Source organism: Paenibacillus lacisediminis (assembly GCF_046567315.2).
On record NZ_JBKIAX020000006.1, the window covers coordinates 72,337 to 96,216 of the forward strand.

Consider the following 23,880-nt stretch of genomic DNA (forward strand, 5'->3'; position numbering starts at 1 on the left):
ATGTACCTTTCTTTCTGGGATTAGACCGATCGGTCTACATCATAAACGATAACCGAGGGGAGTGTCAACTCCCCAATGGCAGGTACATTTCATATTGACGCAAACTCTCCCGGACAAACCCGGTCCGCTCCAAAAAACCTTCCAGCAGCGCATTGCTTGGGGTGGACGCGGTAAATTTGGCGATCCCCAGCTCATCGCGGGCGGCCGCCAGCAAATGGGAGGCGATCCCTCTGCCGCGATGACGGCGATCCACCAGCAGCATGTTGATTTTGCCGGAGCCGTTTACGCTCAGACAACCCGCCAGCTCATCGTTTCGGCAGATGCCGTAATACACATTTCCCTCGCTGAGCCGCTGATATTCCAGATCATTTTGCCAGTTCACGTGAAAATATTTGCGGGCGTTAACCGCCTCGGCAAACTCCTCAAACGCCAGCCGCCGCACATGGCAGCCCTCCGGGACCGGCGGGGAGCCAAGTCTGGCCGCATCGGTCAACGTGTAATAGTGCTGGTCGTAAACTTTGCGGTACCCCCGTTTTTGATAAAAAGAGATTGCTCTGTCGTTGCCGACGATGACCTCGAGAAAAAGCTGCCGGCACCCCGCCTTCTCCGCCTCCTCGCGGTGCAGGTCCAGCAATTTCCCGCTGACGCCCTTGCCCCGGTATTCCGGGCTTACGGCCAGCGCCCCGCAGCGCATTGTTTTGACCGATTCGTACATTCTGACCCCGCCCAGAACGATCCCGACGGCTTCCTCCCCGTCCAAAGCGACGAAGGAATGCTCCCTTTGGTTCCCCTCCGGGCCAAAAAATTTGGCCGCAAAATCGGCTTCGTCCAGCTTGAATTGAATGATATAGTCCGAAAAACCGCGCCGAAAAGCGGCGAACAATACATCCGTCCCCACTTCGGAGCCTCTGGCATAACGAAGCATTTCACACCTCCCTAAGATCCACGCACGCGAGTCCGCTAAATTAAACGAAAGGCAGCCGATCATCCGACTGCCTCTTTGCATGTTATGAAAAACCGCAGATTACCAGGCGTACGCTTTTGGGGCATCCCCGCCGGGGCCCGGAAAAATTTCGTCGATCGCCTTGAGCGTATCTTCGCTCAGCTCCACGTCGACGACCCGCAGCGTCTCTTCGAACTGCTGCAGCGTGCGCGGCCCGATGATCGGCGCCGTGACGGCCGGGTTAGCCAATGTCCAGGCCAAGGCCACCGTTGCTGCGGATTCGCCCAGCTCTTTGCACAGACTGTTGAACCGCTCCAGCTGCGGGCGCAGCTTCTCAACCCGTTCGGCCTGCTTCTCGGTGCGGGAGCCCAGCTGCGGGTTGAGGTTGCCGCCAAGGATACCTCCGTCCAGCGGGCTCCAGGGGATCACGCCGATGCCCAGCTCTTCGGCCGCAGGCAGCACCTCCAGCTCCGGCAGGCGGCATAGCAGGCTGTATTTGTGCTGCTCGGAAACGAGACCTAACGCCCCGTGCGCTTTGGCCTCATACTGGGCTTTGACCAAATCCCGGGCGGCAAAATTGCTCGAGCCGACATAGCCGATTTTCCCCTGTTTTTGCGCGATGTCAAAAGCGTTCCAAAGCTCTTCCCACGTAACGTTGCGGTCGATATGATGCATTTGGTACAGTTCGATATGATCCGTACCGAGCCGCCGCAAAGAAGCTTCCAGATGGCGGCGGATTTTATAAGCCGACAAGCCGGCCTCGCCGTTCGGTCCGTCCAGCGGATCGCCCATCGGGCCGTACACCTTGGTGGCGAGCACCACTTTCTCCCGGCGGCCCCCGCCTTGCGCGAACCAGCGGCCGATGATCTCCTCGGTCCGCCCCCGGTGCTCAACCCCACCGTACACATTGGCCGTGTCAAAAAAATTCACCCCGGCATCAAGCGCCGCGTCCATAATTTTGAACGCCTCTTGCTCCTCCGTCGCCGGCCCGAAATTCATCGTACCCAGGCACAGGCGGCTCACTTTCAACCCGGTTCTTCCCAAACTGGCATACTTCATTGACTACAACCTCCTAAGGCGTTTTGGTAGCATGGCTCTAGCGGACATGTTTGCGCAAAACTGTTCTAGGTGTATGAAGTCCATACCCATTATATACCATAAGCCGAACCGGTAAAAAGCGGCAGTTTTCTTTTGGGGATGCCCTTCGGTGCTCGTAATCGGCTACCCTTCCCTCCTCCAAAAAATAGCGGTAATTTATGGCGCTATCCGCACCTTTTCGCCTCATTTTCGAGGCTTAGCGGAATTTTTTGTCCCTATTTCTAGAGTGACCTTCCTTTTTGCCTCTCTCGACAGGCAGTTGCAAAGATTAGCGACATAAAATTCCGCTATTCGTGCCATTTTCGCATGTCCGGCCAAAATAACGCCCATTTTTACCGCCATTTCAGCGCACGGCCCCGTTTATTCGCTTTCCCTACGCGCTAGCTAAAGCCCGTCCGCCTGTCCTGGCTTTTCCCCTTCTGTTTGTCCCGGCTTATGCTCACTCGTTTCCACCAGTTTAGGTCCTTCCGCCGGTTGCCCAGGCTCCGATTCCACGTAATGCTTGAGCATGGAAAGTTTGTTCTCCCAAAAGCGTTCGTAGTAGTCCAGCCAGCGCTTCAACTCCAGCAGCGGGTCGGCGTCCAACCGGTAGCGTGTCTCGCGCCCTACCTTGCGCTCTTGGACGAGGCCCGCCTCCGCCAACACGCGCAGATGCTTGGAGACCGCCGTGCGGCTCATCGGGAAGCGGCCCGTGATGTCCTTGAGCGGCAGCTCCCGGTCGCCGAGCAAACGCAGCAACTCCCGGCGCGTCGGATCGGCGATCGCCTGAAATACGTCATGCTTCGCGGCAGCGCTCTCCATCGTTACGCTCCGACGTAAGCGGCCAGCTTCTGAACCAGTCCAGCCCAGCCTTGATCCATCCGGCCGCGCACCAGCCCATGGGCTTCGCCGAATTCGGTCACTTGATCCGCGCTCCAGCCGCCATGGATCAGGGTAAATTCCGTCTGATCGCCTTGTTCCTTCAATTCAAAGGACAGCGTCCAGTCCTTGCCCCAGTTAAACGACAAACGATGCGGCGGGTCCAGCAGCGTCACTTTGCATGGAGAGTTGCCGAACGGCCCGGCATTCAAATGAAATTCGTAGCCTTCGACCGGCTGAAAATCGTTGGGCATAAACCAGGCCGCGATCCCTTCCGAGGTGGCTACCGCTTCCCATACCCGGGAGATCGGGGCGTTCAACATAATCGTATGGCGAATATCCGGCAGCGCTCCGCTTCCACCGGCTTGATGATTCGGGTTGTTGGTTTGATCCATGATGTTCGTCCTTTCGCATTTTAATTTTTAATGAAACCCAAAGGTTTCTTAATACTATTTTAAGAAACTTTTTGGTTTCATGTCAATGTTTCAAAATCAAGAAAAGCTATTCTATTTTTAATTTGTCCATTTCTTCTAATGTCATGGCGTTGCATTGTTTGAGGAAATCAAGAATGATCCGGCTCTCCTGTTCATTATAACGAGCTGCAATTTCCTGAGTGGCCTTTAATACGGAAACGAATAGAGACGAGATCAGCTCCGCTTTTTCGGAAACAGCTTTGACCAGCACTTTTCTCCGGTCGTTCGGGTCCTTGTCTCTGGTCGCAAATCCCGCTTGCTCCAGGCGGTCAATCACGCTCGTAACCGCTCCGGTGGTCAACCCCGTTAATTCGGCCAGACGTCCTGCCGTTACTGGGCCGGCTTTCAGCAAATAATCCAGACATTTGTGATCGGTCGCATTTAGGCCGATCTTTTCAGAAATCGTCTGATGCAGCATCACGGCTCGGGTCCCGTTTTCGCGCAATTCCAGAACAATTTCCCGTTGCAGCGTCGTTAGGTTGGGCAATGGCTGATGGTTGTCGCTTGACATAATGAAGCCTCCATTGTATGATTCATTTATCTTAATTGATTAAGATAATTATTAAATTAAGATATCATGATGGTTAAGATTTTATTCGGCAACAGTATATCATAGCTCCTGAGTTTAACCAATCGATTATCAATCCCTAATGGAAAGGACAGGATCAAGTATGCAAAATCGGGAAAAAGATCTGGGTGCAATCAGAGAACTTTTCACAGCGCTTAACGCGGCGTGGAACAACGGCAACGGAGCCGCTTACGGGGAATGCTTTACGGAAGACGCCGATTATGTTACGTTCATAGGCCAGCATTTAAAAGGCAGAAAACAAATTACCGAAGTTCACCAATGGCTGTTTAACGGTCCGCTTCGCGAATCCAAATTGGAATCAAACTTTACATCCGATCTTCAGCCTCGTTATATTACGCCTGATATCGCCGTTGTCCACGGGATCGGGGAAGTAAAGCTGGCTGACCCCGCACAGGATCCTAACGACAGAGGGTCCATCAATACGAATGTTATCGTTAGACAGGGTGATAAATGGCTTATTGCCGCTTTCCATAATTGCCGAATCCAGGAGATGCCGCCAGGGCCGCGTTCATGATAAAGCAAATAAGAAAGACGCCTGACGGCGTCCTTTAGTGGCTCTGACTTCTACTTTGGAGCGATCGGAGACTCCTCCTAAACTTTGGACGTTGCTCTAACGGACACCAGCGACCTTATCCGCCCATTTCCCGGGTATTTCCCAGCCTAACGGACACAGGCGACCCTATTTCGCTCTAAACCCGTTCATCCAGACCTATTTGAGGTAAATAAGGTCTTCTGTGTCCGTCACATTTTGCAAGCCTCCGTTTTCCCTCAAATAACGGCTCTGGTGTCCCTTAGCCTTACACACCTAATCCTTAGATCTAGCGTTTCGGATGAATTTCAAACAGACGCGCGGATTTCACATTTGGCAAAGTCACCTGCAGTTCACCCTGTTCGGCGTCCCAGTTCCACGAACAGTCGAACCCTTGCGGGTAGGCGCAGCGGATATCAAGCTGCTCTCCCCGCAGCGCCGGGAGCGGCAGCGTCCGATCAGGCGAATCGCCGGCAATCCGCCACACGGCCAAATAAACCGAGTCGCCGCAGCGCAGCCCCAGGCTGATCCAATCGTCCTGCTGCTTCGGCAGACCGAGCGGCCAGAACGGCAGCGCCTGGGGAATATCCTTGCGGATCGTCTTGTAGTAATCCAACGCTTCCTTCACGAGCTCCCGCCGGCGCGGACTGAGCTCAGCCAGATGTCCGCTCTGGTGTACCCGCAGCAGCAGCGCGTTCACCATGTTGAACACGACCTCTTCATCGTCGCCCTCCCGCAGCGGGTAAGACCAGATCGCCGACTGCTCCGGCGTTAATGCCGAAGGCGAAGCGGCGGCAATGGCCGCGTAGTTCACGTAGTTTTCCTGGTCGCTCGTCGACTGAATGCTGTGGCGGCTGAGCATCGCGTAATCCATGCGCATCCCGCCGCTCGAGCAGTTCTCGATCACAAGCTCCGGGTAGCGGGCAAAAATACCGTCCAGCCAAGCCAGATAAGCGCGGTTGTGCTGGAGCAGGCCGTCGCCGAAGCTGTCGGCATCCGTTTCCGTACCGATCCCGGCGTTGATGTTGTAGTCCATTTTGATGTAACCGACCCCGTAATCCTCCACTAGGCGGCGGATCACCTCGTTCGCATGGGCGACCACCTGCGGATTCCGGTAATCGAGCTGGTAGCGGCTGCGGTCCTTGACTCTCCGGCCGTGGCGCATGAAAAACCAGCTGTCATCGGTGTCGGCCAGCTTCGGACTGTTGATGCCCATCACCTCCAGCTCAAGCCACAGTCCCGGAACCATCCCTTTGCCGCGAATGTAATCGAGCACGTATTTGATGCCCTCCGGGAAGCGTTCCGGCGACGGCATCCATTCGCCCACGCCGTCCCACCATTCGCCTGCCGCGTACCAGCCGGCATCGATGCAGAAATATTCACAACCGGCTTCGGACGCGGCGTCGATCAGCGGCAGCAGTTTGGCGGTCGTCGGCGAACCCCAGAGACAGTTCATATAATCGTTAAAAATAATCCGCAAATCGCGGTTGTCCGCGTTCGGGCGGCGAATCCGGCGGCGGTACGCGGTCAGCTGCCCAATCGCCTCTTCGAAACCGCCAATCACGGCGCCCACCGCGACGGGTACGCTGACGAACTCCTCGCCCGGCGCGAGCGAAACCCACCAATGATTATCGTGCTCTGTCGGCCCGCTAATGAGCAGCGTCAGGTAATCGCTTTGATCAATGATTTCCCAATGCCAGGAGCCGTTATGCTCGATCTGCCAAAACAAGCTGCTTCCGGCTTCCCGGTTCTCCAGCACAGCCATCGGAATATGCTCCGCGGCCGACCACGAGCCGGTATTACTGCAGGAAATCCGTTTGGAGCTGCGGTCGGTCAAATGCGACATGCCCAGCTCCGGCAGGCTGTTCGTCCGCCACTGCAGTTCGCTTTGCCAGCCGGTGTGCGGGATGGACAGCCCCATTTTTTCGTCGCGGTCAAGTGCGCCTTCCTTATCGAGGCCGGTTAAGGCGAACGAGGAAACATACTCTACGCCCAACTCCTTCGATCCCTCATTGCTCAATGTCACCCAGGCCCGGACTGTTTGGACGCCGACGTAAAATTGAACATGCTGCACCGCCCGCAGCCATGTTTCCGGATCGCGCAGCGTGATCTCCACCTTGCGGCCAGCCCCGTTGCGCGTATCGGTATGCGCTTCGTACCGCAAACGCAGCCCCGGGAACGTCGCCCGATGCGTCCGCCCGTGATATTCCGCGCGGTCCTCGCCCGTGAGCTGCAGCTCCATCAGCCGAAAGCCCGGCTTTTGCCCGCTTGCAATCGTTCCTTCTCCCAGCTCGCCCGCCCCGAAATGCAGCAGCCGTACGTCTTGCTCCGGCGTGACCTCCAACACCAGGTGAAGGCCGTTTTCCTGAATATGAATAAGTTGGGACATGAGAATAAGTACCTCCTTATATTAAAAATCGATGATTGCGAATTACCGTTTTTATAGATTCTCCGGCGCGGGGTGTTCTCCCCCAAAAAAACTTAACTCAGCACCACCCGGTGCTGAGTTAAGAAGGATGGGATCACCGATTTTACCGGTTTATTGAGCGGAGCCCAATTGCACCCACGCTTGTTCGATTTCGGTTACAGCTTGGTCTTTTGTCTTGCTTCCGCCGATGTATGCTTGCATGATTTCACCGAATTTTTGATGAAACGTATCCAGCGAGTAGTTGATCGCCAGGTCACCCGATGGTTCGGATTGCAAAATTTCGTTCATTTGCTTCGGCATATCCAGATCCGGAAGCGGAGCGTCCTTGATCGGCGGAATGACCTTCGCTACCGTGGAGAACCAGTTCTTGCCGTAGTCCGAAGTGTACAGCCAGTTGAAGAACTCGATCGTTTCGTTGACGACGGCGGAGTCTTTGTTGATCCGCAGCGCCTGGTCGGCACCGGTGATGATCGTGGCTTGTTCCGGCTTGTCGCTGACCGGATATCCGGCGATGCCGATTTTAATGTCCGGGCTGATTTTCTTGATCGCTTCTTCGTCCCATGCGCCTTTACCTACCATGATCGCCGCTTTGCCGGTGGCGAAGTCGCTGATTTGCGCATTGCTGTCGCGTTCCAGCGGTTTATCGGTGCCATGTTTAACCGTTTTGTCGATGAAGTCAAAGAAGTTATTGTAAAGCACAGGATAATCCTTGATTTTGGCGTCGCCGGCGATAAAGCTGTTCACCAGGTCCTTCGACGTTACGCCCTTGTCTTGAGCCGCCGCGTTCACGAAATGCTGGAATACGTGTTTCCATACCCACCATTCTTTATAGGCGTTGGCAAACGGCTTGATGCCTTTCGCTTCCAGCTTCGCGATAGCGTCGTCCAGCTCGGCCGTCGTTTTCGGGAAGGTCGTGATGCCGGCTTGTTCAAACAGATCTTTGTTATAGATCAGCGAGAACAGATTGCCTTTAACCGGAAGGCCCAGCACTTTCCCGTCGGAAGATGTCATGTTGGCGCGAACGGCGTCCGTCATCGCTGCCGCCAGCGGCTGATCCGTCAAATCGGCGCTGTATTCGGCAAACGTGTCGATGTCTCCGCCGGCCGTCGTTTGGAATACGTCCGGCGTGCTGCCTGCGGCGATTCTCGATTTCAACACTGTATTATAGTCGGACTGCATGATTTCCAGGTTGATCGTCACGTTTGGCTTCACTTTTTTGTATTCAGCGATATAGGCGTTAAAAGCGTCGGTATATTCCGGAGAAGCCGTAAACATGTTGATCGTTACCGGTTTGGAATCGTCCGTTGCGCCGCCGTTTCCTGCACCCGCGCCATTCGCTCCGCCCCCCGCGGCATTGCCGCCACCTCCGCCGCAAGCGGACAGCAGACCCATGAGCAGCACAAGGCTGAACGACAGGGCCAAGATTTTCTTCTTCATTCGTAACGCCCCCACTTTCTTATAGTTGTAGATTGCTTTTTGAAAGCACTTGCACACTTTCTATGCTCCTTATTCTAAAGAAAAGGTACAGCGATAAAAATGTAGATAAGTGGTGACTTAAGGGTAAAAAAGTGGAGTGATCGTCCCGTTCACTTTTTGACCCCTTCCTCCTCCTTCAAACGGTATTCCGACGGCGATAACCCGTAGTAATTGCGGAACGCTTTGCTGAAATAATTTTTGTCTTTATAGCCGAGCATTTCGGAAATCTCCTGGATTTTCAGGGAAAGATCGTCGAGCAGTTCCTTGGCCTTGTCCATGCGGACCTTCTGCACATATTCGTGGATGCCGTACCCGTACTGCTGTTTGAACAGCTTCATTAAATACTCGCGGCTTAGGAAATATTTTTCGGTAAACATGGAAATTTTAATGTCTTCAAAATAATGATTGTCGATATACTCCTTAATGTCATCGACTTGAAACGGGCGGTTGGCCGCGAGCGAGCGGCGGATTTGCTCATGATAGTACTCCGTCAGCCGCAGAAGTACTTCTTCGTATTCGTCAAAGGCGGCAAAATCGGTCCGCAGCCCCAACGCGCGCAGCGCCCTTTCGTCGCCGGAACGCGGCAGCGCGTCCCCCGGCACGCCAAGACCCGAAGCCATATCGCTTAAGAGGACGACGATCTCGCGTAGCGTCCGGTCGGCCGCTCCGATGCTGAACGCGTCTGCGTCTTTAATTTTCTTGGCAAATTCCCCCATCACCGATTTGGCCTGATGGAGGTTGCCGGCTTCCAGCGCCCCGCGAAGAAGCGGCAGCCGGCTGGTGAAGGAGTAGATATCCTTCGCGGCAGCCTTGCCCTTGTCGCCGATGACGGCCTTCCCTTTCAGCTTTAACAGATCGATGGCCAGAATCGAAGCGACCGCCGCCTCATAGGAATCGGCAAGCTCCATGATGTTTGGGCTCGAAGGGCCGATCCCCCCCGCCGACAACACACCAAACAGCTCGCTTAGGGTATTGATGATCTTGCGCATCATCTTTTCCGCGCGAAAAGCGACTTCTTCCGGATAACCGCCGCCGGCGGTATACACCGCAATAATCTCGCGCTCCTGCTTCGGATTGGCAAAGCTGAAGCAGAGCAAGTCGCCCCCGGCCACGTCGCTCACCACATTGGCTACAGCAAAATAAAGCAGCTCGGCATCGCTGTTGAAGCGGCTGTCACGAACGGCTTCCATATTCATGATCCGCAGCACCAGCGCGCCAAAACGATTCAGGGAATCGTCCGCCCCGATCAGCGGCAGGAACGCCCGGTTGCTATGTTGTTTGAAGCTACGTTCGATGACCGATAAATAAATTTTCTCCTTCAGCTTCGGCAGTGACATATTAAACGCAATGTTGCGGGTAATCGATTCGGTTTGCAGCTGCCGCTTGGCGTTTAGCAAATCAATGCCTTTGCGGAGCGCCTGGTTAAGATCATGCCGGTTAATCGGCTTGAGCAAATAGTCCAACACCCTGGAGTGAATCGCCTGACGGGTGAACTCAAAATCGTTATAGCCGCTGATCACGATCGTCAGCAGCTCCGGGTAATCGCGCTCCACGATTTTTAAGAACTCGACGCCGTTCAGCTCGGGCATTTTCATATCGACCATCACCAGGTCAGGCTTGTGCTGCTCCAGCATGGCCAGTCCGCTTTTGCCGTCCGTCGCCTCCAGCACCTCGTCAACTTCCAGGCCTCCCCAATCCCCTAAAATCCGGATCGCCTCACGGAGCGGTTCTTCATCGTCGATTATCAATACTTTATACATGGCTGCTGCCTCCCCGCGGTATCATCATTCGCATTTCCGCGCCGTTGTCGCCGCTGCGGACCAACAGATCGGCGTCTTCGCCATAAAGCAGCCTGAGGCGCGTGTACAGGTTTTTGAGCCCGATGTTTTCGCCCTCGTGGTCCTCCCATTCGGCGTGAAACGATTTCAGGATCTCCTCCAGTCTTTCCTGGGAAATCCCCGGCCCGTTATCCTGCACGGAAATTATCGCATGCGTGTCGGCCAGCTCCGCGCGAATTACGATAGTGATGGCGCTCGACACCTTTTCCAACGCATGCTTGATCGAATTCTCCACCAGGGATTGGATGGACAGCTTGGGAATTTGCAGCTCCATCAACGATTCGTCCCACTCGATCGTTACCTGAAGGCGGCTGCCGAATCTAGCTTTTTGCAACGCCAGATAACGATCGATATGTTTGAGTTCTTCCCTAGCGTTTACGATATCTTTCCCGCTTATGCAGTATCTGAGCGTCAAGGCCAAGGCATCCACCATATCGGCGACCTCGTCGTCCCCGCTTTTCAGCGCTTTGGTCGAAATCGCCTGGAGCGCATTGTACAGAAAATGCGGATTGATCTCCGCCTCGAGCGCTTTTAAAATCGCGTTTTTCTCCACCAGCTTCATCTTATACCGTTCATTGATCAAATCGTTGGTCCGCCGCACCATCCGGTTGAAATGCCTGGACAAATAGGCAATCTCATCCCTGCCCTTGACCGGGATTTCCGCGTCGAACGTACCTTCGCTAAAACGCCTCATCTCATAGGACAAGTCCTTTAGCGGTCTGGTGATCGCGCTTGAAAGGAGGGTGACCATGACGACCGAAATCAGCAAAAAAATGCCTCCGATAAGATAACTCAAATCCCTTGTCGTCGTCGCCGCGGCATAAATGTTGCGGTAAGGAATCGGCTTCACCAGTTTCCAGCCTTCGTCCTGTAGCACGTTGTATACAATAAGATACTTGGTACCGTCCTCGCTGGTCCAGGTCAGCGGCTGGGTGCTGCCGTCCTTGCCGATTTGGCTGAGCCAGGGAGCGTGCTCCACCTGCTTAAGAAATTCCGGATCGTCGACATGAAACGGCACGTTGTTGGCATCAAGGTACAGCAGATGCTCCCCTTCTTCAAACGGGATATCCTGCAAAATTTCGTTCTTGCCGGTCGGTTTTATATAGAAGGAGATGACTGCTTTCGGATCGCGGGAGACGAGCGAGCGCAGCACGCGGTGATACCCCATAAAGCCGGGCTCCGCGTTCATGGCGTACCCCGATTTGGCCCCGGGAACAATAAACGATTGGAACGACCGGTTGTGCGGGCTCTCCATCGCTTGCTTGTACCACGGCTGATCGGGAATGCCCTCTTGGTAGCTGACACGGACCGTGATGTTATAGGCTTCGCGGGTGATCGAATAATATTTTTTCTGATCGATGAGGTAGAGATAAATGCTCTCCAGATCGTCCCGCGAGTAGAACAGGCTCCGCAAATAATTTTCCAGATACATTTTGGATGAATAATCGTTTTCCTCCAGCTTAATCGCCCGGATGATCTCGTCATAGCGGATTTGCGGCAGGGACAACTGCTCGATCCCGGACAAATAATCCTCGAGGTTCTGGTTCACCAGCTTCAAATTGTTGGTTGTGCTGGCGATGCTGTGATCGACCGATTCTTTTTCGAGCATTTGATAGGAGATGACGGTCAGCGAGCCTACCACAAGAATAATAATCGTCGTAAACAGCAAAATAAGCTTATTGACCAATCGGCGGGAAACCCGGTCTTTAAGCGACAATGCCAAACGTTTCAGTTGGCTGAACATGGTGGCCTCTTTTCTATGACTAGTCATGACCCGTGCTTAACGCCAGTTCACGTTTTTACCCTTAACTGTTTTCTTAAATCCATTTTGGCGTGAAAACGGTTGATTTATAATCATTATAGCCGAATCACCTTATATAAACTATTGTTGCGAAAAAGAGGTGCTTTATGTTGAGACTAGGGAGAAAACGGGCCGAGAAGCTGGAGTTCGGAATTTTTACACTACCGATCCTCATTTCGGTCATCGCCGTGTTCTACTATCCGTTCATTATGACCATTCGCTACTCCCTGACCAAATGGAACGGGATCTCGAAACATCCGAAATTTATCGGACTCGATAACTTTAAACAGATCTTCATGGGTGACGCCAACTTTACGCACGCCGCCTGGTTTACGGTCAAATACATGATTCTTTACATCGTCCTGATTAATGTGCTGGCAATTTTGCTGGCGCTCGTGCTGGACATGAAGCTGAAATCGACCAACTGGCTGAGAGCCGCGTTTTTTATTCCTTACATCCTCAGCTTGGTAATCGTCGGCTTTATCTGGAAGTTCATTTTCATGCAAGGTTTCGAATCGCTGGGACAAAGCACCGGCTGGGGCGTCTTCGCGCTAAGCTGGCTTGGTGAACCCGGACTGGCCTTTATCTCCGTCTTGTTCGTCTCGATCTGGCAATCGATCGGCTTCTACATGGTGATCTACATCGCTGGTTTGCAATCGGTTCCAGACGATTTGAAGGAGGCGGCCACCGTCGACGGAGCCGGACCGGTCCGCCGCTTCTTCAACGTCACGCTGCCGCTGCTCGCGCCGTCGATCACCATTTCCGTATTCATGGCGCTGACCAACTCGATCAAGGTATTCGATGTCATCCTATCGCTGACGGGCGGCGGTCCCGGCGGCACCACGTACAGCGTCGCTTACGACATCTACCGTGATACGTTCCAGAACAATCTGTACGGTTACGGTACGGCCAAAGCGCTGATTTTGTTCGTGGCGGTGCTGATCATCACCATTATTCAATTAACGCTCTTCAAACGCAGGGAGGTTGAGGCATAATGACCAAAAATAGAGCAGGACGCCTCGTCCTGGAAATCGTTATGGTCCTCTTGTCCATTTTGTTCCTGTACCCGTTGTTCCTGACGATCATTAACTCGCTGAAAAGCTTCCAGGAGGTCATGACCGATGTCATCGCCCTGCCGAAACGGCTTGCTTTCGAGAACTACAGCTACGTATGGGAGTTCATCAACTATCCGCGGCTGTTCCTGAACAATGCGGTCATCACGATTCTTGGCCTGGCCGGGATCATCCTGATCTCCTCCATCGCCGCTTACAAACTGGCCCGCACGAAATCAAAAGCCAGTTCGATCATCTACATGCTCTGCATTATGCCGATGCTGATTCCGTTCCAGTCGATCATGCTGACGGTGCTGCAAATGGCCAAAAGCTTCCACCTATCCGACAGCACCTGGGGTCTGGGCATTCTGTATTGGGGTTTTGGCGCCCCGCTTGCCCTGTTCATCTACCACGGCTTCGTAAAGGGGATTCCGAAGGAAATCGACGAAAGCGCCACGATTGACGGCGCCTCCGGCTTTCGGCTGTTCTTCAGCGTGATCTTCCCGCTGCTGAAGTCGGTCACGACCACGATCATCATCATCGACGTGATGTGGATCTGGAACGACTTCCTGCTCCCGCTGCTTATGGTCAACGGCTCGCCGACGACCAAAACGCTGACGTTGGCCGCGTACACCTTCGTCGGACAATACACCTCCGACTGGCAATACGCGATGACCGCCATGGTGATGGCCGTGCTGCCTTCGATCATCGTGTTCATCTTCCTGCAAAAATACATCGTCAAAGGCGTGGTCGCCGGCGCGGTGAAGGGCTGAATGTTGTTGATAAGAACCCCCGGAGCGGATGGCTCCGGGGGTTTGTTTACCGGAAGGGATGGGGACCATAACACATTAATTCCTTCGCTCCATCTCATCCAAGACTCCAAAGCGATGGTCCAGCGTTCGGATTGGAGGAAACTGGGGATGCTTAAGCGAGGGGGAGCCCTTGTAAAATAGAATATTAGGGACAACGAGTGGATTGGAGTTTGATGTGACGCACGTCGTGTTTCGTCATGTCGTGAGTAAAGCGGGTAGACCGGATGTCTTCTTTACGGAGTTTGCCAATACGGAAAGCTATTGTCACCCGGAGGGAAATCATAACGTACGTGGGCGGTTGCTCTTTACCGAGGACGAACAACCCATGGTGGCCCATATCCGGGGCGATAAGCCGGAGTTTTTTGCAAAGATGAGTATCGATATGGCGAAGTTAGGCTTCCGTCCAGAGGTGGCCGCTGAAATCATCCAAGCCGCAAAAGCAGGAGGATTCCCCGTAAGTGTCAAGACGAGACTTGGTTTCCATCAAGTTGATGAGTTGAAATTAAAGCGCTTCGCGATCGTGTGGCACCGCAGACCCTTCTTACGATTAATGGCGATATTCCGGACCGGCAAACGGGCCTGAAGTTGGCTGAACAGTATGGGGTGGAAGGAATCATGATCGGACGAGGTGTTTTTAAGAATCCATTTGCCTTTGAAAAAGAGGGCGCTTTGGGATGAATTTGCCCAACAGATGGACGAGGCATCAGACAGTTAGATGGAGCAGCTTTTTCGCATTCTTCGTGGAACGAGTTTCGGTATTGTACCGAGCTCGTTTTTTTTCGGCAACCCTTGCACTTCGTGTATTCCCTCTCAAGTGGAAACGATCATACTCTATCAAAAAATTCAAAAAAACTTCAAGAAAAGCGGGACTTAGGCACTATTGGAATTATTCTTGTGCTTCTGTATTATCAAAATTGTAATAATTTGTTTTTATCAATCAATATATTAAAAGTTTGGGAGATGGTGCGGTTACAAACTGTGGTTCGTCTCATGGGTGAGCCATAGATAATAAATCCAAGGAGGCATGAAAATGAAGAATAGAAAGGTCTCTTTTAAAGCCACATCATTGATGGTAGTTTTAGCCGTATTCCTATCCACATTTTGCGCAGTTCTTCCGGTGAGCGCAGCCGCAAGAGGAGCATGGGCTCCCAATACTGCCTATGCAGTAAATGACACTGTAACCTATAGTGGAAGCACGTATACCTGTCTTCAGGCGCATACTTCTCTCGTAGGTTGGGAACCGTCCAATGTTCCTGCTTTATGGCAGAAAGGCGGCGGCGGAACAACACCACCCACCACACCACCAGCAACAAACGGAGTAACATTTTATGCAGATATAAACTATGGCGGAAAAGCAGTAACTCTTGGAACAGGAAATTATACATTGTCTCAGTTGAATGCAAACGGAATTCCGAATGACTGGATGTCGTCTCTGAAGGTTCCAAGCGGCTGGACGGTTGAAGTTTACGAGAATGATAACTTTGGAGGCACCAGATGGACCTTTACTTCAAGTTCTTCCTGGGTTGGCGATGCCATCAATGACAAAATGTCATCGGTCAAGATCTATACGGGTTCACCTTCTACAGTAACGAAGCCTGCCGAGGTTCCCAGTCATATCTGGAACTATGTGGTGAATGCGGACAATGCCTATGGTAAAGGCGGAGATTTTGCTTTATTGTTGAGTGCCGTGATCAAAAAGGAAAGCAGCTTTGGAGCAGGTTTACCGGGCAGCCCCTCGGCCGGCGACGGTTTGATGCAGGTTGAACCAAACACACGCAATGCGTATTTATCCCAATTTAGCGCTAAATTTGGTCATGCTTATAATCACGGCAGTGAACAGGATCAGGTATATTTGGGCGCACTGATTCTGAATGAAAAGATTGTTAGATTCGGCAACATCTATAACGGCTTATTGCACTATAACGGAGGAGATAACTGGTACCCGGGAGCTACGGATTCTTATGGTCGTCCTATACTGGCCGATCAATATGCAAATGCAGTTTACGCTACGTATAAGGGCTATGGCGGCAGGAACTAAGGCGTAAATGATAGAACAAGATCCACCAAACGTAAGGTTAAGGTGGATCTTGTTTTTTTATTGGTAAATGGGATGGAATCGAATCTAGTAACCTAGTAACCTAGTAACCTGCCAATTTACAGCCATTTTGTTATAGGTTCGCTAATACTGCGTTTTTAAACTAGTCTGATACCGCTCATGCGTTTCCCGCATGGGCCTTTGTGCTCTTTTCCTTCAAATTCGTTATAATAAAAATTAAGCCTCGCTCAATAACTTATACGCGAAGCTTGTTATCCGAATATGAAGGGAGACTTGCCTCATGTCCAATTCATCTCGTGACCGGAAAGGTCGTTTATCCGATATTCCCGTATCCATTCTGGATCTCGCCCCGATTACCGTCGGCAGCACGGCCGCCGAGTCGCTGCAGAACTCGCTTGATCTGGCCCAGCACGCGGAAGGCTGGGGGTATCACCGCTACTGGCTGGCGGAGCACCACAGCATGCCCGGCATCGCCAGCTCGGCGACGGCGGTCGCGATCGGCCACATCGCCGGCGGCACCAAGAAGATACGCGTCGGCTCCGGCGGCGTCATGCTGCCGAACCATTCGCCGCTCGTCGTCGCGGAACAGTTCGGCACGCTGGAGTCGCTGTATCCCGGGCGGATCGATCTCGGCCTGGGGCGGGCGCCCGGCTCCGACCCGGCGACCTCGCAGGCGCTGCGCCGCGGTCCGGGCAGCGACGGCCAGGACTTCCCGGAGCGGCTCGCCGAGCTCCGGAATTATTTCCAGCCCGCACCCGGCTCCTCATTGGCGGTGCGGGCCGTTCCCGGCGAAGGCCTGGACATCCCGATCTGGCTGCTCGGCTCCAGCGGCTTCAGCGCGCAGCTGTCGGCCCAGCTCGGTCTGCCGTTTGCCTTCGCCAGCCATTTCGCGCCGGATTATATGCTCCCGGCGCTCGATTTGTACCGCGGCCACTTCCGCGCCTCGGAAGTGCTGGCGGAGCCTTACGCAATGATCGGCGTCAACGTGATCGTGGCCGATACCGACGAGGAAGCGCGGCGGCTCGCAACGTCGCAGCAGCAGCAATTCCTGAATCTGATCCGCCGCCGCACCGGAAAGCTGAACCCGCCGGTCGACCACCTCGATTGGTCGCTGCAGGAGCAGGCGCTGATCGAGCGGCAGCTCAGCTGCTCCGCGATTGGCTCGCCGTCCACGGTGCGCGATCAGCTGAAGCTGATCCTCGAGCAAACGAATGCCGACGAGATCATCGTGGCCGCGCAAGTTTACGATCATCAGGCCCGTTTGCGCTCCTATGAGCTGCTGGCGGAAATTTGCTCTTTATAATCTGTCGGGCTGTATCCCGTATACTCCTTAAACACTTTGGAGAAATAGTGTTGATCGGTAAACGACAGCAGGTCCGACAGCTCCTTGAATTTCATTTCCGGCTTGCAGGCCATCAGCCTGCAGGCCTCTTTGATTTTTAGGCCCGTATAGTACTGCACAAACGTGGTATCGGTCATTTTTTTGATCACCCGGCTGATATAGGAAGGACTCACATGAAATTTCGCCGCGATGTCATTAATCGACAATTGGGAATACATGTTCATCTTCACGTACTCATCCATCTGTGCAAACAGCTCCTCACCGCTTTTTCGGCTATGCGCCTGCAGCATCTCAAAACACTGCCTGGTCCACTCCAAAAGCTCGCGGCCGAAATCGCCGTAGCTCTCCGCCTCAAACAGCTGCTTCGCTTTCACCTCCAGGCCAAGCCGGAGGGCCGTGCCCCGCTCCTCATACAAATGAGCGAACGTATCGACCAGCAGCCCGACAAATCGCTCCAGATCCGCAAGCCGGACGTTCTCCTCTCCCCATTTGGCCAGTTGTTCCGTCAGTTTAAGCGCAAACTGCTCCTGGCGGCGCCCGCGGATCATATCCGCGAAACCGGATACCACATGGGGTTCCATGCCGCCTTCCCCCGGCTCCAGTTCAGCAACGGGAAGCCCGGTATCCAAAACCGTACCTTTCATGATCCGCTGCCGCTCATTCAAGATGGCTGACACCCGATGGTACAGCTCCGGCAGCTTTTCCGGCTCGGGGGCCAGCACCTGCCCTCCAAGCATCACGTCCATGCCGCGGGCGTGCAAATGGCGGCGGGCCGATTCCAGGCATTCATAAACCGAGGAGTACATGTCAAGCACCGACCTGTTCAGCAGAACGAGGAACTGCTTCGGTGTTTGCGCCGGGAAAACCCAGCAGCGATGCGGGGCGAAAATTTCCGTTAAGCTCTGCTGAGCCTCCTCCTGCGTCCAACGCGCCGCCTCCACCGTAAACGGCTGCCTGCGCAGGATCAGCATCATCTTTGCAAAATGATGAAAATCCTCATCCAGGCGCAAGTCCGCGTAATAACCTGGGGCCACGATGTCTTTTAACATCGCCGTATCGCCGGGCATCCGCTTATTCAACTCCCCGATCGCCCGGTCCATCACTTCCGCCAGCTGCACGCGCTCCACCGGCTTCAGCAAATAGTCAAACACCTGAAGGTTCAACGCCTTGCGGGTATATTCAAAATCGCTGTACCCGCTGATCAGCACGTATTTCAACTGCGGACTGATCAGTTTAGCCTGCTCGATCAGCACAAGCCCGTCCATTTTCGGCATTCGGATATCGGTCAGCATCAGGTGGATTGGCTCCCGCCGCAGCGTTTCCAGCGCCTCTTCCCCGTTGGTTGCCGTTGCCGCGATGCGGATCGGCAAATCCATGGACTCCAGCAGCGTTTTAAGATTCCGCAAAATCGGCTTGCTGTCCTCCACGATCATCACGTTATACATCGCCCGTCCCTCCCTTATGCTCAATAGAAATCCTTCGTCAGCGATCCGATGATTTGCACCGTAGCGCCCGTCCCCCCGTCGGAATGATTGAAAATATTAAAAAACAGCCGGTTCTGATACATCAGCTTCAGCCGGCCCACACTGTTGACGATCCCCATGTTTCCGATGGCCGACCGATGATTTTGAATCTCGCTTACGCCCGCAGCGGACTGCTCAATGTTGTCCAAAATTTCGCGGATTTTGTCCGGCGGAAAGCCGTCCCCATTGTCTTTGATTTCGACGGCCCACAATCCGTTAAACTGCTTAACCGTAATTTTGATCCGCCAGGGAGGATCCGTGTTCGTAAAGGCATGCTCGATGCAGTTCTCCACAAAAGGCTGGATAACCAGCCGCGGCAGTTGGACTTCCCGGGACAATTGGTCCGCCTCAATCTCCCATTCCAAGTCATCCTCATATTTTTGCTGAACGAGGGACAAGTAGTGTCTCGTATGCTCCAGCTCGTCGGCCAGCGTCACATGGGCGTAAGGCGACGACACGATATAACGCAGGCTGTCCGAAAGGTGTTTGCACATATCGGATACGACCTCCGTTTTGCCCTCCTGGGCGGCGATGCTGATCAAATATAGGACATTATGAATGAAATGCGGGGCGATCTGGGCCTGCAGCGCGGAATGGCGCGCCTTCACCTCTTCGTGCAAGGCCAGTTTCTCCCGTTCGATCGAATCCTGCAGCCGCTCCATGAGGTCCTGGAAAGCTTCGTTCAGCAGGATCAGCTCGTTGTTTTGCGGCCGGCTATCAACCTTGACCTTCATATTGCTGTAGTTAATGCGCCAAATCTGGCTGCGGAGCTTGCGGATCGGCAGCAGCAAATTGCGCGTCGACAGAAAAATATAGACGAAGGAAACCACCACCAGCGAGGTAATCAGCAGCATCGAAATGTATTGCACCGAATTGACAGGGCCGAGCACCGCCTTTTTGGGCGTTACGATATACGTGGTCCACCCGGTTTTGGGCGACTGGGAATAAGCCACATAGTTGTTGAATTTGTCAACGTAAACACCGGCGCCGGTCAACCCTCCAGTCAGTACGGCATGATCCGTATCCGGGCTGGTGCGGGTAATTTCCACACCTTGCCCGTCAAGGATATACACCGCTCCGCCGGCGACCCCTTTGGTCATTTTTTCGATATAAGGCTGATCCATTTGAATGGAAAGATAACCGAACACTTTGCCGTTTTGGTTGTTGATGGCGCGGATAAACGATACCGTGTCACCCTCGCGGGTCAACATAAATCCGCTGCCGCTCCACCACCCGCCCCGCCCGCTTTTGCCCAGATAGGTTTCCAGAGAAAGCGGACTGCGCTGGGAGCCGATATAAGAGACGAGCAGGTTGCCCTGTCTGTCGTAAATGATCATGTCTTTGATCGCCATGCTTGGCCCGATCGCCTGAAACATCGTATCCTTAAGCTTTCGCGTGCGGTTTAACATTTCAACACCGTTCGCCGGGTCTTTATCCAACAGGGTAAAAATATCCTTGCTGGACAAAATACGCTGCGACAGCTGGTTCTGGCCGTCGATGTAAGCATCCACCTGCTCGCCGACTTTGGCCGCGGTCATCCGCGTTTCGCCGACCGTTTTCGCTTTCAGCGGCTTGACCACAATCAGATTGACGTAAACGGTAAAGCAGCCAAGCACAAACAGAAGCAAGGCGACAAACGTGAGAAACACCTTCGTTTGCAGGCTGAACTGATATTTGCGCGGTACGATTTTTCCGATCATGGCTGCCGGCTCGCCTCCTCCATCCGCCAGGATGCAGCTCGTGATGTTCATAGACTCGTCCTAACTGTACCATGTTCGCTTGCAAAATGACAACGGTTTCAAGTTCAGAATTTTACACATCAACTGTCATCTACAGACATGTACCTTACCTCGGTCAAAATTTATAATCTAGTTGTAAACGGATTCATAACCAACGATTTTACGGGGGGATTCAAATGAACAGCAACCGCAAGAAAAAAATCACGGTACTGGCCATAGCAAGCTTGCTGTCCATCTCACTGGCGGCTTGCGGATCGGGCGGCAACGGTTCCGGCAGCGCAGCGGGCGGGGAGAACGGCGGCAACGGGGCCAGCGGCAAAAAAGTAACGATCGAATTGGCCATTTCCAAAAGCTCGCAGGATTCGGCGTTTATCCAACAGGATTTGCTGGACGAATTTGCGCAAAAAACGAACATTCACGTCAACCTGCAGCTCATCCCTGCCGAGCAGACGACGACGGTGCTGCAAACCAAATTGGCCGTCGAGGAGACGCCGGACATTATCCAGTACAACCTGGCGAGCGCCACGACCGACCTGAATCTGGAGCGGAACTTCGAAATTCTCGACAACGAGCCTTGGGCCAGCCGGATCGTCAACAAGGACGTGCTTTCTGCCAACGGCCATCTTTACAGCTTCCATGTCAGTCAGGACACGGGCATGCAGGGGGTCGTTTACAACAAGCAGATTTTTGAAGACCTGGGCCTGTCAATTCCGAAAAACTTCGACGAATTCCTGGCCGTGTGCGAAAAAATCAAGGCAAGCGGAGTTACGCCGGTATTTATGCCATACAAAGACAATTGGGCAGCTAACATCTGGCCGGCCGCCGCGTTTGCCGATTTCGCAGCCAAAAACGATCCGACCTTCTTTGATGATCTGAACAGCAACAAGCGGAAATGGTCGGATATTCCGGAATTCCAAACGTTCCTGCAGCAGCAGTACGAAGTGTACAAAAAAGGCTACACCAACGCCGACGTACTCAGTGACAGCTACGATATGGCGGTCGGCAAATTCCTGAACAAGGAAGTCGCGATGATGTTTATGGGCGATTGGCTGATCGAAGGGGTGGCCGAACAGGATCCTTCCATGCGGCTGGGCGTGTTCCCGATCCCGTCATCGCAGGACGCCAGCCTTGGCGCAAGCCCGCTCGGCGGTCAGCTGTTCATTCCGAAGAAAGCCCCGCATATGGCGGAAGCGAAGAAGTTCCTGGACTTCATGGCCTCGAAGGAAGTCGCGCAAAAAATCGTCGATTCCAAAGGTTACGTATCCAACCTCAGCGACGTTACGACGCCGGAACTGCCGGAATACAAACAGGAAATCGTCGACAATTACATTACACCGAAGAAAACCGTGCTGACGTCGGATGCTTACATGCTGGTCGACCGCAGCGAGCTGTACAGATTGCTGCAGGATCAATTCGCGGGCGGCCTGACGCCGGAAGAAGTGCTTAAAGCCTGGGACGAAAAATTCAGCCAACTGATGAAAGATAAAGAGGTTCCCGGCTTCTAAGGGACGACGATATAAACAGGCAGCATAGAATCCGGGGGATTTTATGCTGCCCCAGGCTATGGATGGGGGTGTGAGAACATGAAAACCATGAAAAACCTATACTCGTATTATCTGATTTTGCCGGCCATCCTGATTTACACGGTCTTTTTCGTGATCCCTGCGGTGATAGGGTTTTACTATTCTTTTACCGATTGGCGTCTGGACCGGCTGGATATTCACTTTATCGGATGGGAAAATTTCAGCAAAATTTTCTCCGACAAAACGCTTACCCTTGCGCTTAAAAACACGGTCATCTTCGCCGTCGCCACCGTTGTCGGCAAAAACGTGATCGGCATTTTGCTGGCGGTTGCTTTAAACATGCGCTTGAAAACGAAAAACCTGCTGCGCGCGCTTTTTTATTCGCCTTCCATTCTCAGCATTCTCGTCATCAGCATCCTGTTCACGCCGATGCTGCGCACCGAAGGCACCGTCAATCAGATGTTTGAAGCGTTAGGGCTGCACTCGTTAAGCCAGGCATGGCTGACCAATCCTCAGCTCGTCATCTGGACGATCGCCGTTGTGTCGATTTGGCAAAGCGCCGGGTTTCAGATGGCCATTTATTTGGCCGGACTTCAGTCGATTTCCCAGGAATATTACGAGGCGGCCAGAATCGATGGGGCCAGCTCCTGGAAAAGCTTCTTTAAAATCACGCTGCCGCTCCTGCTGCCGGCGATCAATATCAACCTGATGCTGACGCTGATCGGCGGACTTAAAGTATTTTCGGAAGTGTACGTCATGACGGGCGGGGGCCCGGGCAACGCTTCGCAGGTCGTCGGCACGATCATTATGCGGGCCTTCGGGGAAGGCAACTGGGGGCTGGGGACTGCGGTCAACACGCTGCTGTTCGTGGCCGTGACGATTATCGCCATTCCGCTGCTGATCTTCATGCGGCGTAAGGAGGTCGCAGAATAATGGGATACACGCGCAAACTCGCCATACGCAATTATATTGTGGAAGGCATCTTGATCCTGGCCTCGCTGCTGATCATTTTGCCGCTGCTCATTCTGATCTTTGGTTCGTTTAAGACGAGCGCTGAAGTGCTCAGCTTTTCCTTGAAGCTGCCGGAGAAATGGCAGTTCGCGAACTATGTGCGGGTCTTTGAGGAAGGCGGATTGTCCAGGGCGTTCCTGAACAGCGTCTGGATTACCGGGATTTCGTCCATCATCAACATCGTCGCTTCCTCGGCAGCCTCCTTTATTCTGGCGCGCCGGGAGACGAAAGTCGCTGGTACGATTTACATGTACTTCTTCATGGGGCTGATTGCGCCGATGTCCGTCATTACGACGATCCGGGTGGTGCAGTGGATGGGCTTCTACGGCAGCATCATGAGCGTGATTCTCATTTATGCCGCGCTCAACACGGCGTTCAGCGTTTTCCTGTACAGCGGGTTCATCAAAACGATTCCGAAAGCGCTGGACGAAGTCGCTTTTCTCGAAGGAGCGAGCGTATTCGGTGTGTTCTTCCGGATTGTCACGCCATTGATCCTGCCCGTGAACGCAACGGTGGCCATCATGGTGTTTATGTCCGTGTGGAACGATATCACGATTCCGGTGTATTTCCTGACCGACAGCTCCACCTGGACGATGCCCTTATCGATTTACAATTTCTACGGCAAATACAGCCGGGACTGGAACCTGATTTTCGCCAATCTTGTGCTGACTTCGCTGCCGGTGTTCATCCTGTATTTATTCGGCCAAAAATACATCGTCAGCGGCCTCACGGCCGGCGCGGTGAAGGGATAAGGATAAGCTGCCTGCCTTTTGCCGGTTAATTTGTTAA

Annotated in this window: 19 protein-coding genes and 1 pseudogene; 9 read left to right on the forward strand and 11 right to left on the reverse strand. The window is 53.4% G+C overall.

Features of this window, described 5'->3' with window-relative positions; all coding sequences use genetic code 11:
* Positions 1-64: 64 nt before the first annotated feature.
* The 5 genes from ACLD72_RS13390 to ACLD72_RS13410 all read right to left on the reverse strand — a co-directional run bounded on the left by ACLD72_RS13390 (position 65) and on the right by ACLD72_RS13410 (position 3,883).
* On the reverse strand, positions 65-925 hold the full coding sequence (locus ACLD72_RS13390; RefSeq protein WP_410995622.1) for a GNAT family N-acetyltransferase: 861 nt from the start codon (positions 923-925) through the stop codon (positions 65-67).
* 99 nt (positions 926-1,024) lie between these two features.
* On the reverse strand, positions 1,025-2,002 hold the full coding sequence (locus ACLD72_RS13395) for an aldo/keto reductase (protein WP_410995621.1): 978 nt from the start codon (positions 2,000-2,002) through the stop codon (positions 1,025-1,027).
* A gap of 423 nt (positions 2,003-2,425) precedes the next feature.
* Entirely contained in the window at positions 2,426-2,842 is a 417-nt protein-coding gene (locus ACLD72_RS13400; protein WP_410995620.1) for an ArsR/SmtB family transcription factor, read from the reverse strand.
* A gap of 2 nt (positions 2,843-2,844) precedes the next feature.
* The gene (locus ACLD72_RS13405) at positions 2,845-3,294 is read right to left on the reverse strand and encodes an SRPBCC family protein (protein WP_410995619.1); all 450 of its coding nucleotides are present in this window, start codon (positions 3,292-3,294) and stop codon (positions 2,845-2,847) included.
* Positions 3,295-3,400: 106 nt separating this feature from the next.
* Complete coding sequence (locus ACLD72_RS13410; RefSeq protein WP_410995618.1) at positions 3,401-3,883, reverse strand: MarR family transcriptional regulator; 483 nt, start codon at positions 3,881-3,883, stop codon at positions 3,401-3,403.
* Positions 3,884-4,043: 160 nt separating this feature from the next.
* Here ACLD72_RS13410 and ACLD72_RS13415 point away from each other — a divergent pair, with 160 nt between their 5' ends.
* Positions 4,044-4,475, forward strand: a complete 432-nt coding sequence (locus tag ACLD72_RS13415; protein WP_410995617.1) for an SgcJ/EcaC family oxidoreductase — start codon at positions 4,044-4,046, stop codon at positions 4,473-4,475.
* 304 nt (positions 4,476-4,779) lie between these two features.
* Here the strand turns inward: ACLD72_RS13415 and ACLD72_RS13420 are convergent, their stop codons facing one another.
* The 4 genes from ACLD72_RS13420 to ACLD72_RS13435 all read right to left on the reverse strand — a co-directional run bounded on the left by ACLD72_RS13420 (position 4,780) and on the right by ACLD72_RS13435 (position 12,003).
* Positions 4,780-6,879: a glycoside hydrolase family 36 protein gene (locus tag ACLD72_RS13420; protein ID WP_410995616.1), complete on the reverse strand. Its 2,100-nt coding sequence runs from the start codon at positions 6,877-6,879 to the stop codon at positions 4,780-4,782.
* A 150-nt stretch (positions 6,880-7,029) separates the two neighbouring features.
* On the reverse strand, positions 7,030-8,355 hold the full coding sequence (locus tag ACLD72_RS13425; protein ID WP_410995615.1) for an ABC transporter substrate-binding protein: 1,326 nt from the start codon (positions 8,353-8,355) through the stop codon (positions 7,030-7,032).
* A gap of 149 nt (positions 8,356-8,504) precedes the next feature.
* Complete coding sequence (locus ACLD72_RS13430) at positions 8,505-10,154, reverse strand: response regulator (RefSeq protein ID WP_410995614.1); 1,650 nt, start codon at positions 10,152-10,154, stop codon at positions 8,505-8,507.
* Positions 10,147-12,003 carry a cache domain-containing sensor histidine kinase gene (locus ACLD72_RS13435; RefSeq protein WP_458475808.1) on the reverse strand — a complete coding sequence of 619 codons (1,857 nt, stop codon included), beginning with the start codon at positions 12,001-12,003 and terminating at the stop codon, positions 10,147-10,149. Before ACLD72_RS13435 ends, ACLD72_RS13430 begins: the two co-directional genes overlap by 8 nt.
* A 137-nt stretch (positions 12,004-12,140) precedes the next feature.
* On the opposite strand from ACLD72_RS13435, the gene ACLD72_RS13440 reads away from it, so the two are divergent.
* The 5 genes and pseudogenes from ACLD72_RS13440 to ACLD72_RS13460 all read left to right on the forward strand — a co-directional run bounded on the left by ACLD72_RS13440 (position 12,141) and on the right by ACLD72_RS13460 (position 17,256).
* Positions 12,141-13,028, forward strand: coding sequence for a carbohydrate ABC transporter permease (locus tag ACLD72_RS13440; protein WP_340922681.1), 888 nt, complete (start codon positions 12,141-12,143; stop codon positions 13,026-13,028).
* Positions 13,028-13,858 (forward strand): carbohydrate ABC transporter permease, encoded by an 831-nt coding sequence (locus ACLD72_RS13445; protein WP_128630425.1) that lies wholly within the window; start codon positions 13,028-13,030, stop codon positions 13,856-13,858. The genes ACLD72_RS13440 and ACLD72_RS13445 overlap by 1 nt, the downstream gene beginning before the upstream one ends.
* Positions 13,859-14,039: 181 nt before the next feature.
* Positions 14,040-14,560 (forward strand): annotated as a pseudogene (locus ACLD72_RS13450) (tRNA-dihydrouridine synthase); the annotation flags it as partial.
* Between the two features lie 367 nt (positions 14,561-14,927).
* Positions 14,928-15,935, forward strand: a complete 1,008-nt coding sequence (locus tag ACLD72_RS13455) for a carbohydrate-binding protein (protein WP_410995612.1) — start codon at positions 14,928-14,930, stop codon at positions 15,933-15,935.
* A gap of 298 nt (positions 15,936-16,233) precedes the next feature.
* A complete protein-coding gene (locus tag ACLD72_RS13460; protein WP_410995611.1) occupies positions 16,234-17,256 on the forward strand; it encodes an LLM class flavin-dependent oxidoreductase in 1,023 nt (340 codons plus the stop codon).
* Here ACLD72_RS13460 and ACLD72_RS13465 read toward each other — a convergent pair.
* Both ACLD72_RS13465 and ACLD72_RS13470 read right to left on the reverse strand, forming a co-directional pair.
* Positions 17,223-18,740 (reverse strand): response regulator, encoded by a 1,518-nt coding sequence (locus tag ACLD72_RS13465; protein ID WP_410995610.1) that lies wholly within the window; start codon positions 18,738-18,740, stop codon positions 17,223-17,225. The two genes, ACLD72_RS13460 and ACLD72_RS13465, sit on opposite strands and share 34 nt — an antisense overlap.
* A 20-nt stretch (positions 18,741-18,760) precedes the next feature.
* Positions 18,761-20,569: a sensor histidine kinase gene (locus ACLD72_RS13470; RefSeq protein ID WP_410995609.1), complete on the reverse strand. Its 1,809-nt coding sequence runs from the start codon at positions 20,567-20,569 to the stop codon at positions 18,761-18,763.
* A 164-nt stretch (positions 20,570-20,733) separates the two neighbouring features.
* Here ACLD72_RS13470 and ACLD72_RS13475 point away from each other — a divergent pair, with 164 nt between their 5' ends.
* From ACLD72_RS13475 to ACLD72_RS13485, 3 genes are all read left to right on the forward strand, one after another.
* Positions 20,734-22,062 (forward strand): extracellular solute-binding protein, encoded by a 1,329-nt coding sequence (locus ACLD72_RS13475; RefSeq protein WP_410995608.1) that lies wholly within the window; start codon positions 20,734-20,736, stop codon positions 22,060-22,062.
* Between the two features lie 78 nt (positions 22,063-22,140).
* Complete coding sequence (locus ACLD72_RS13480; RefSeq protein WP_410995607.1) at positions 22,141-23,013, forward strand: carbohydrate ABC transporter permease; 873 nt, start codon at positions 22,141-22,143, stop codon at positions 23,011-23,013.
* On the forward strand, positions 23,013-23,843 hold the full coding sequence (locus tag ACLD72_RS13485; RefSeq protein WP_410995606.1) for a carbohydrate ABC transporter permease: 831 nt from the start codon (positions 23,013-23,015) through the stop codon (positions 23,841-23,843). Before ACLD72_RS13480 ends, ACLD72_RS13485 begins: the two co-directional genes overlap by 1 nt.
* Positions 23,844-23,880 lie beyond the last annotated feature (37 nt).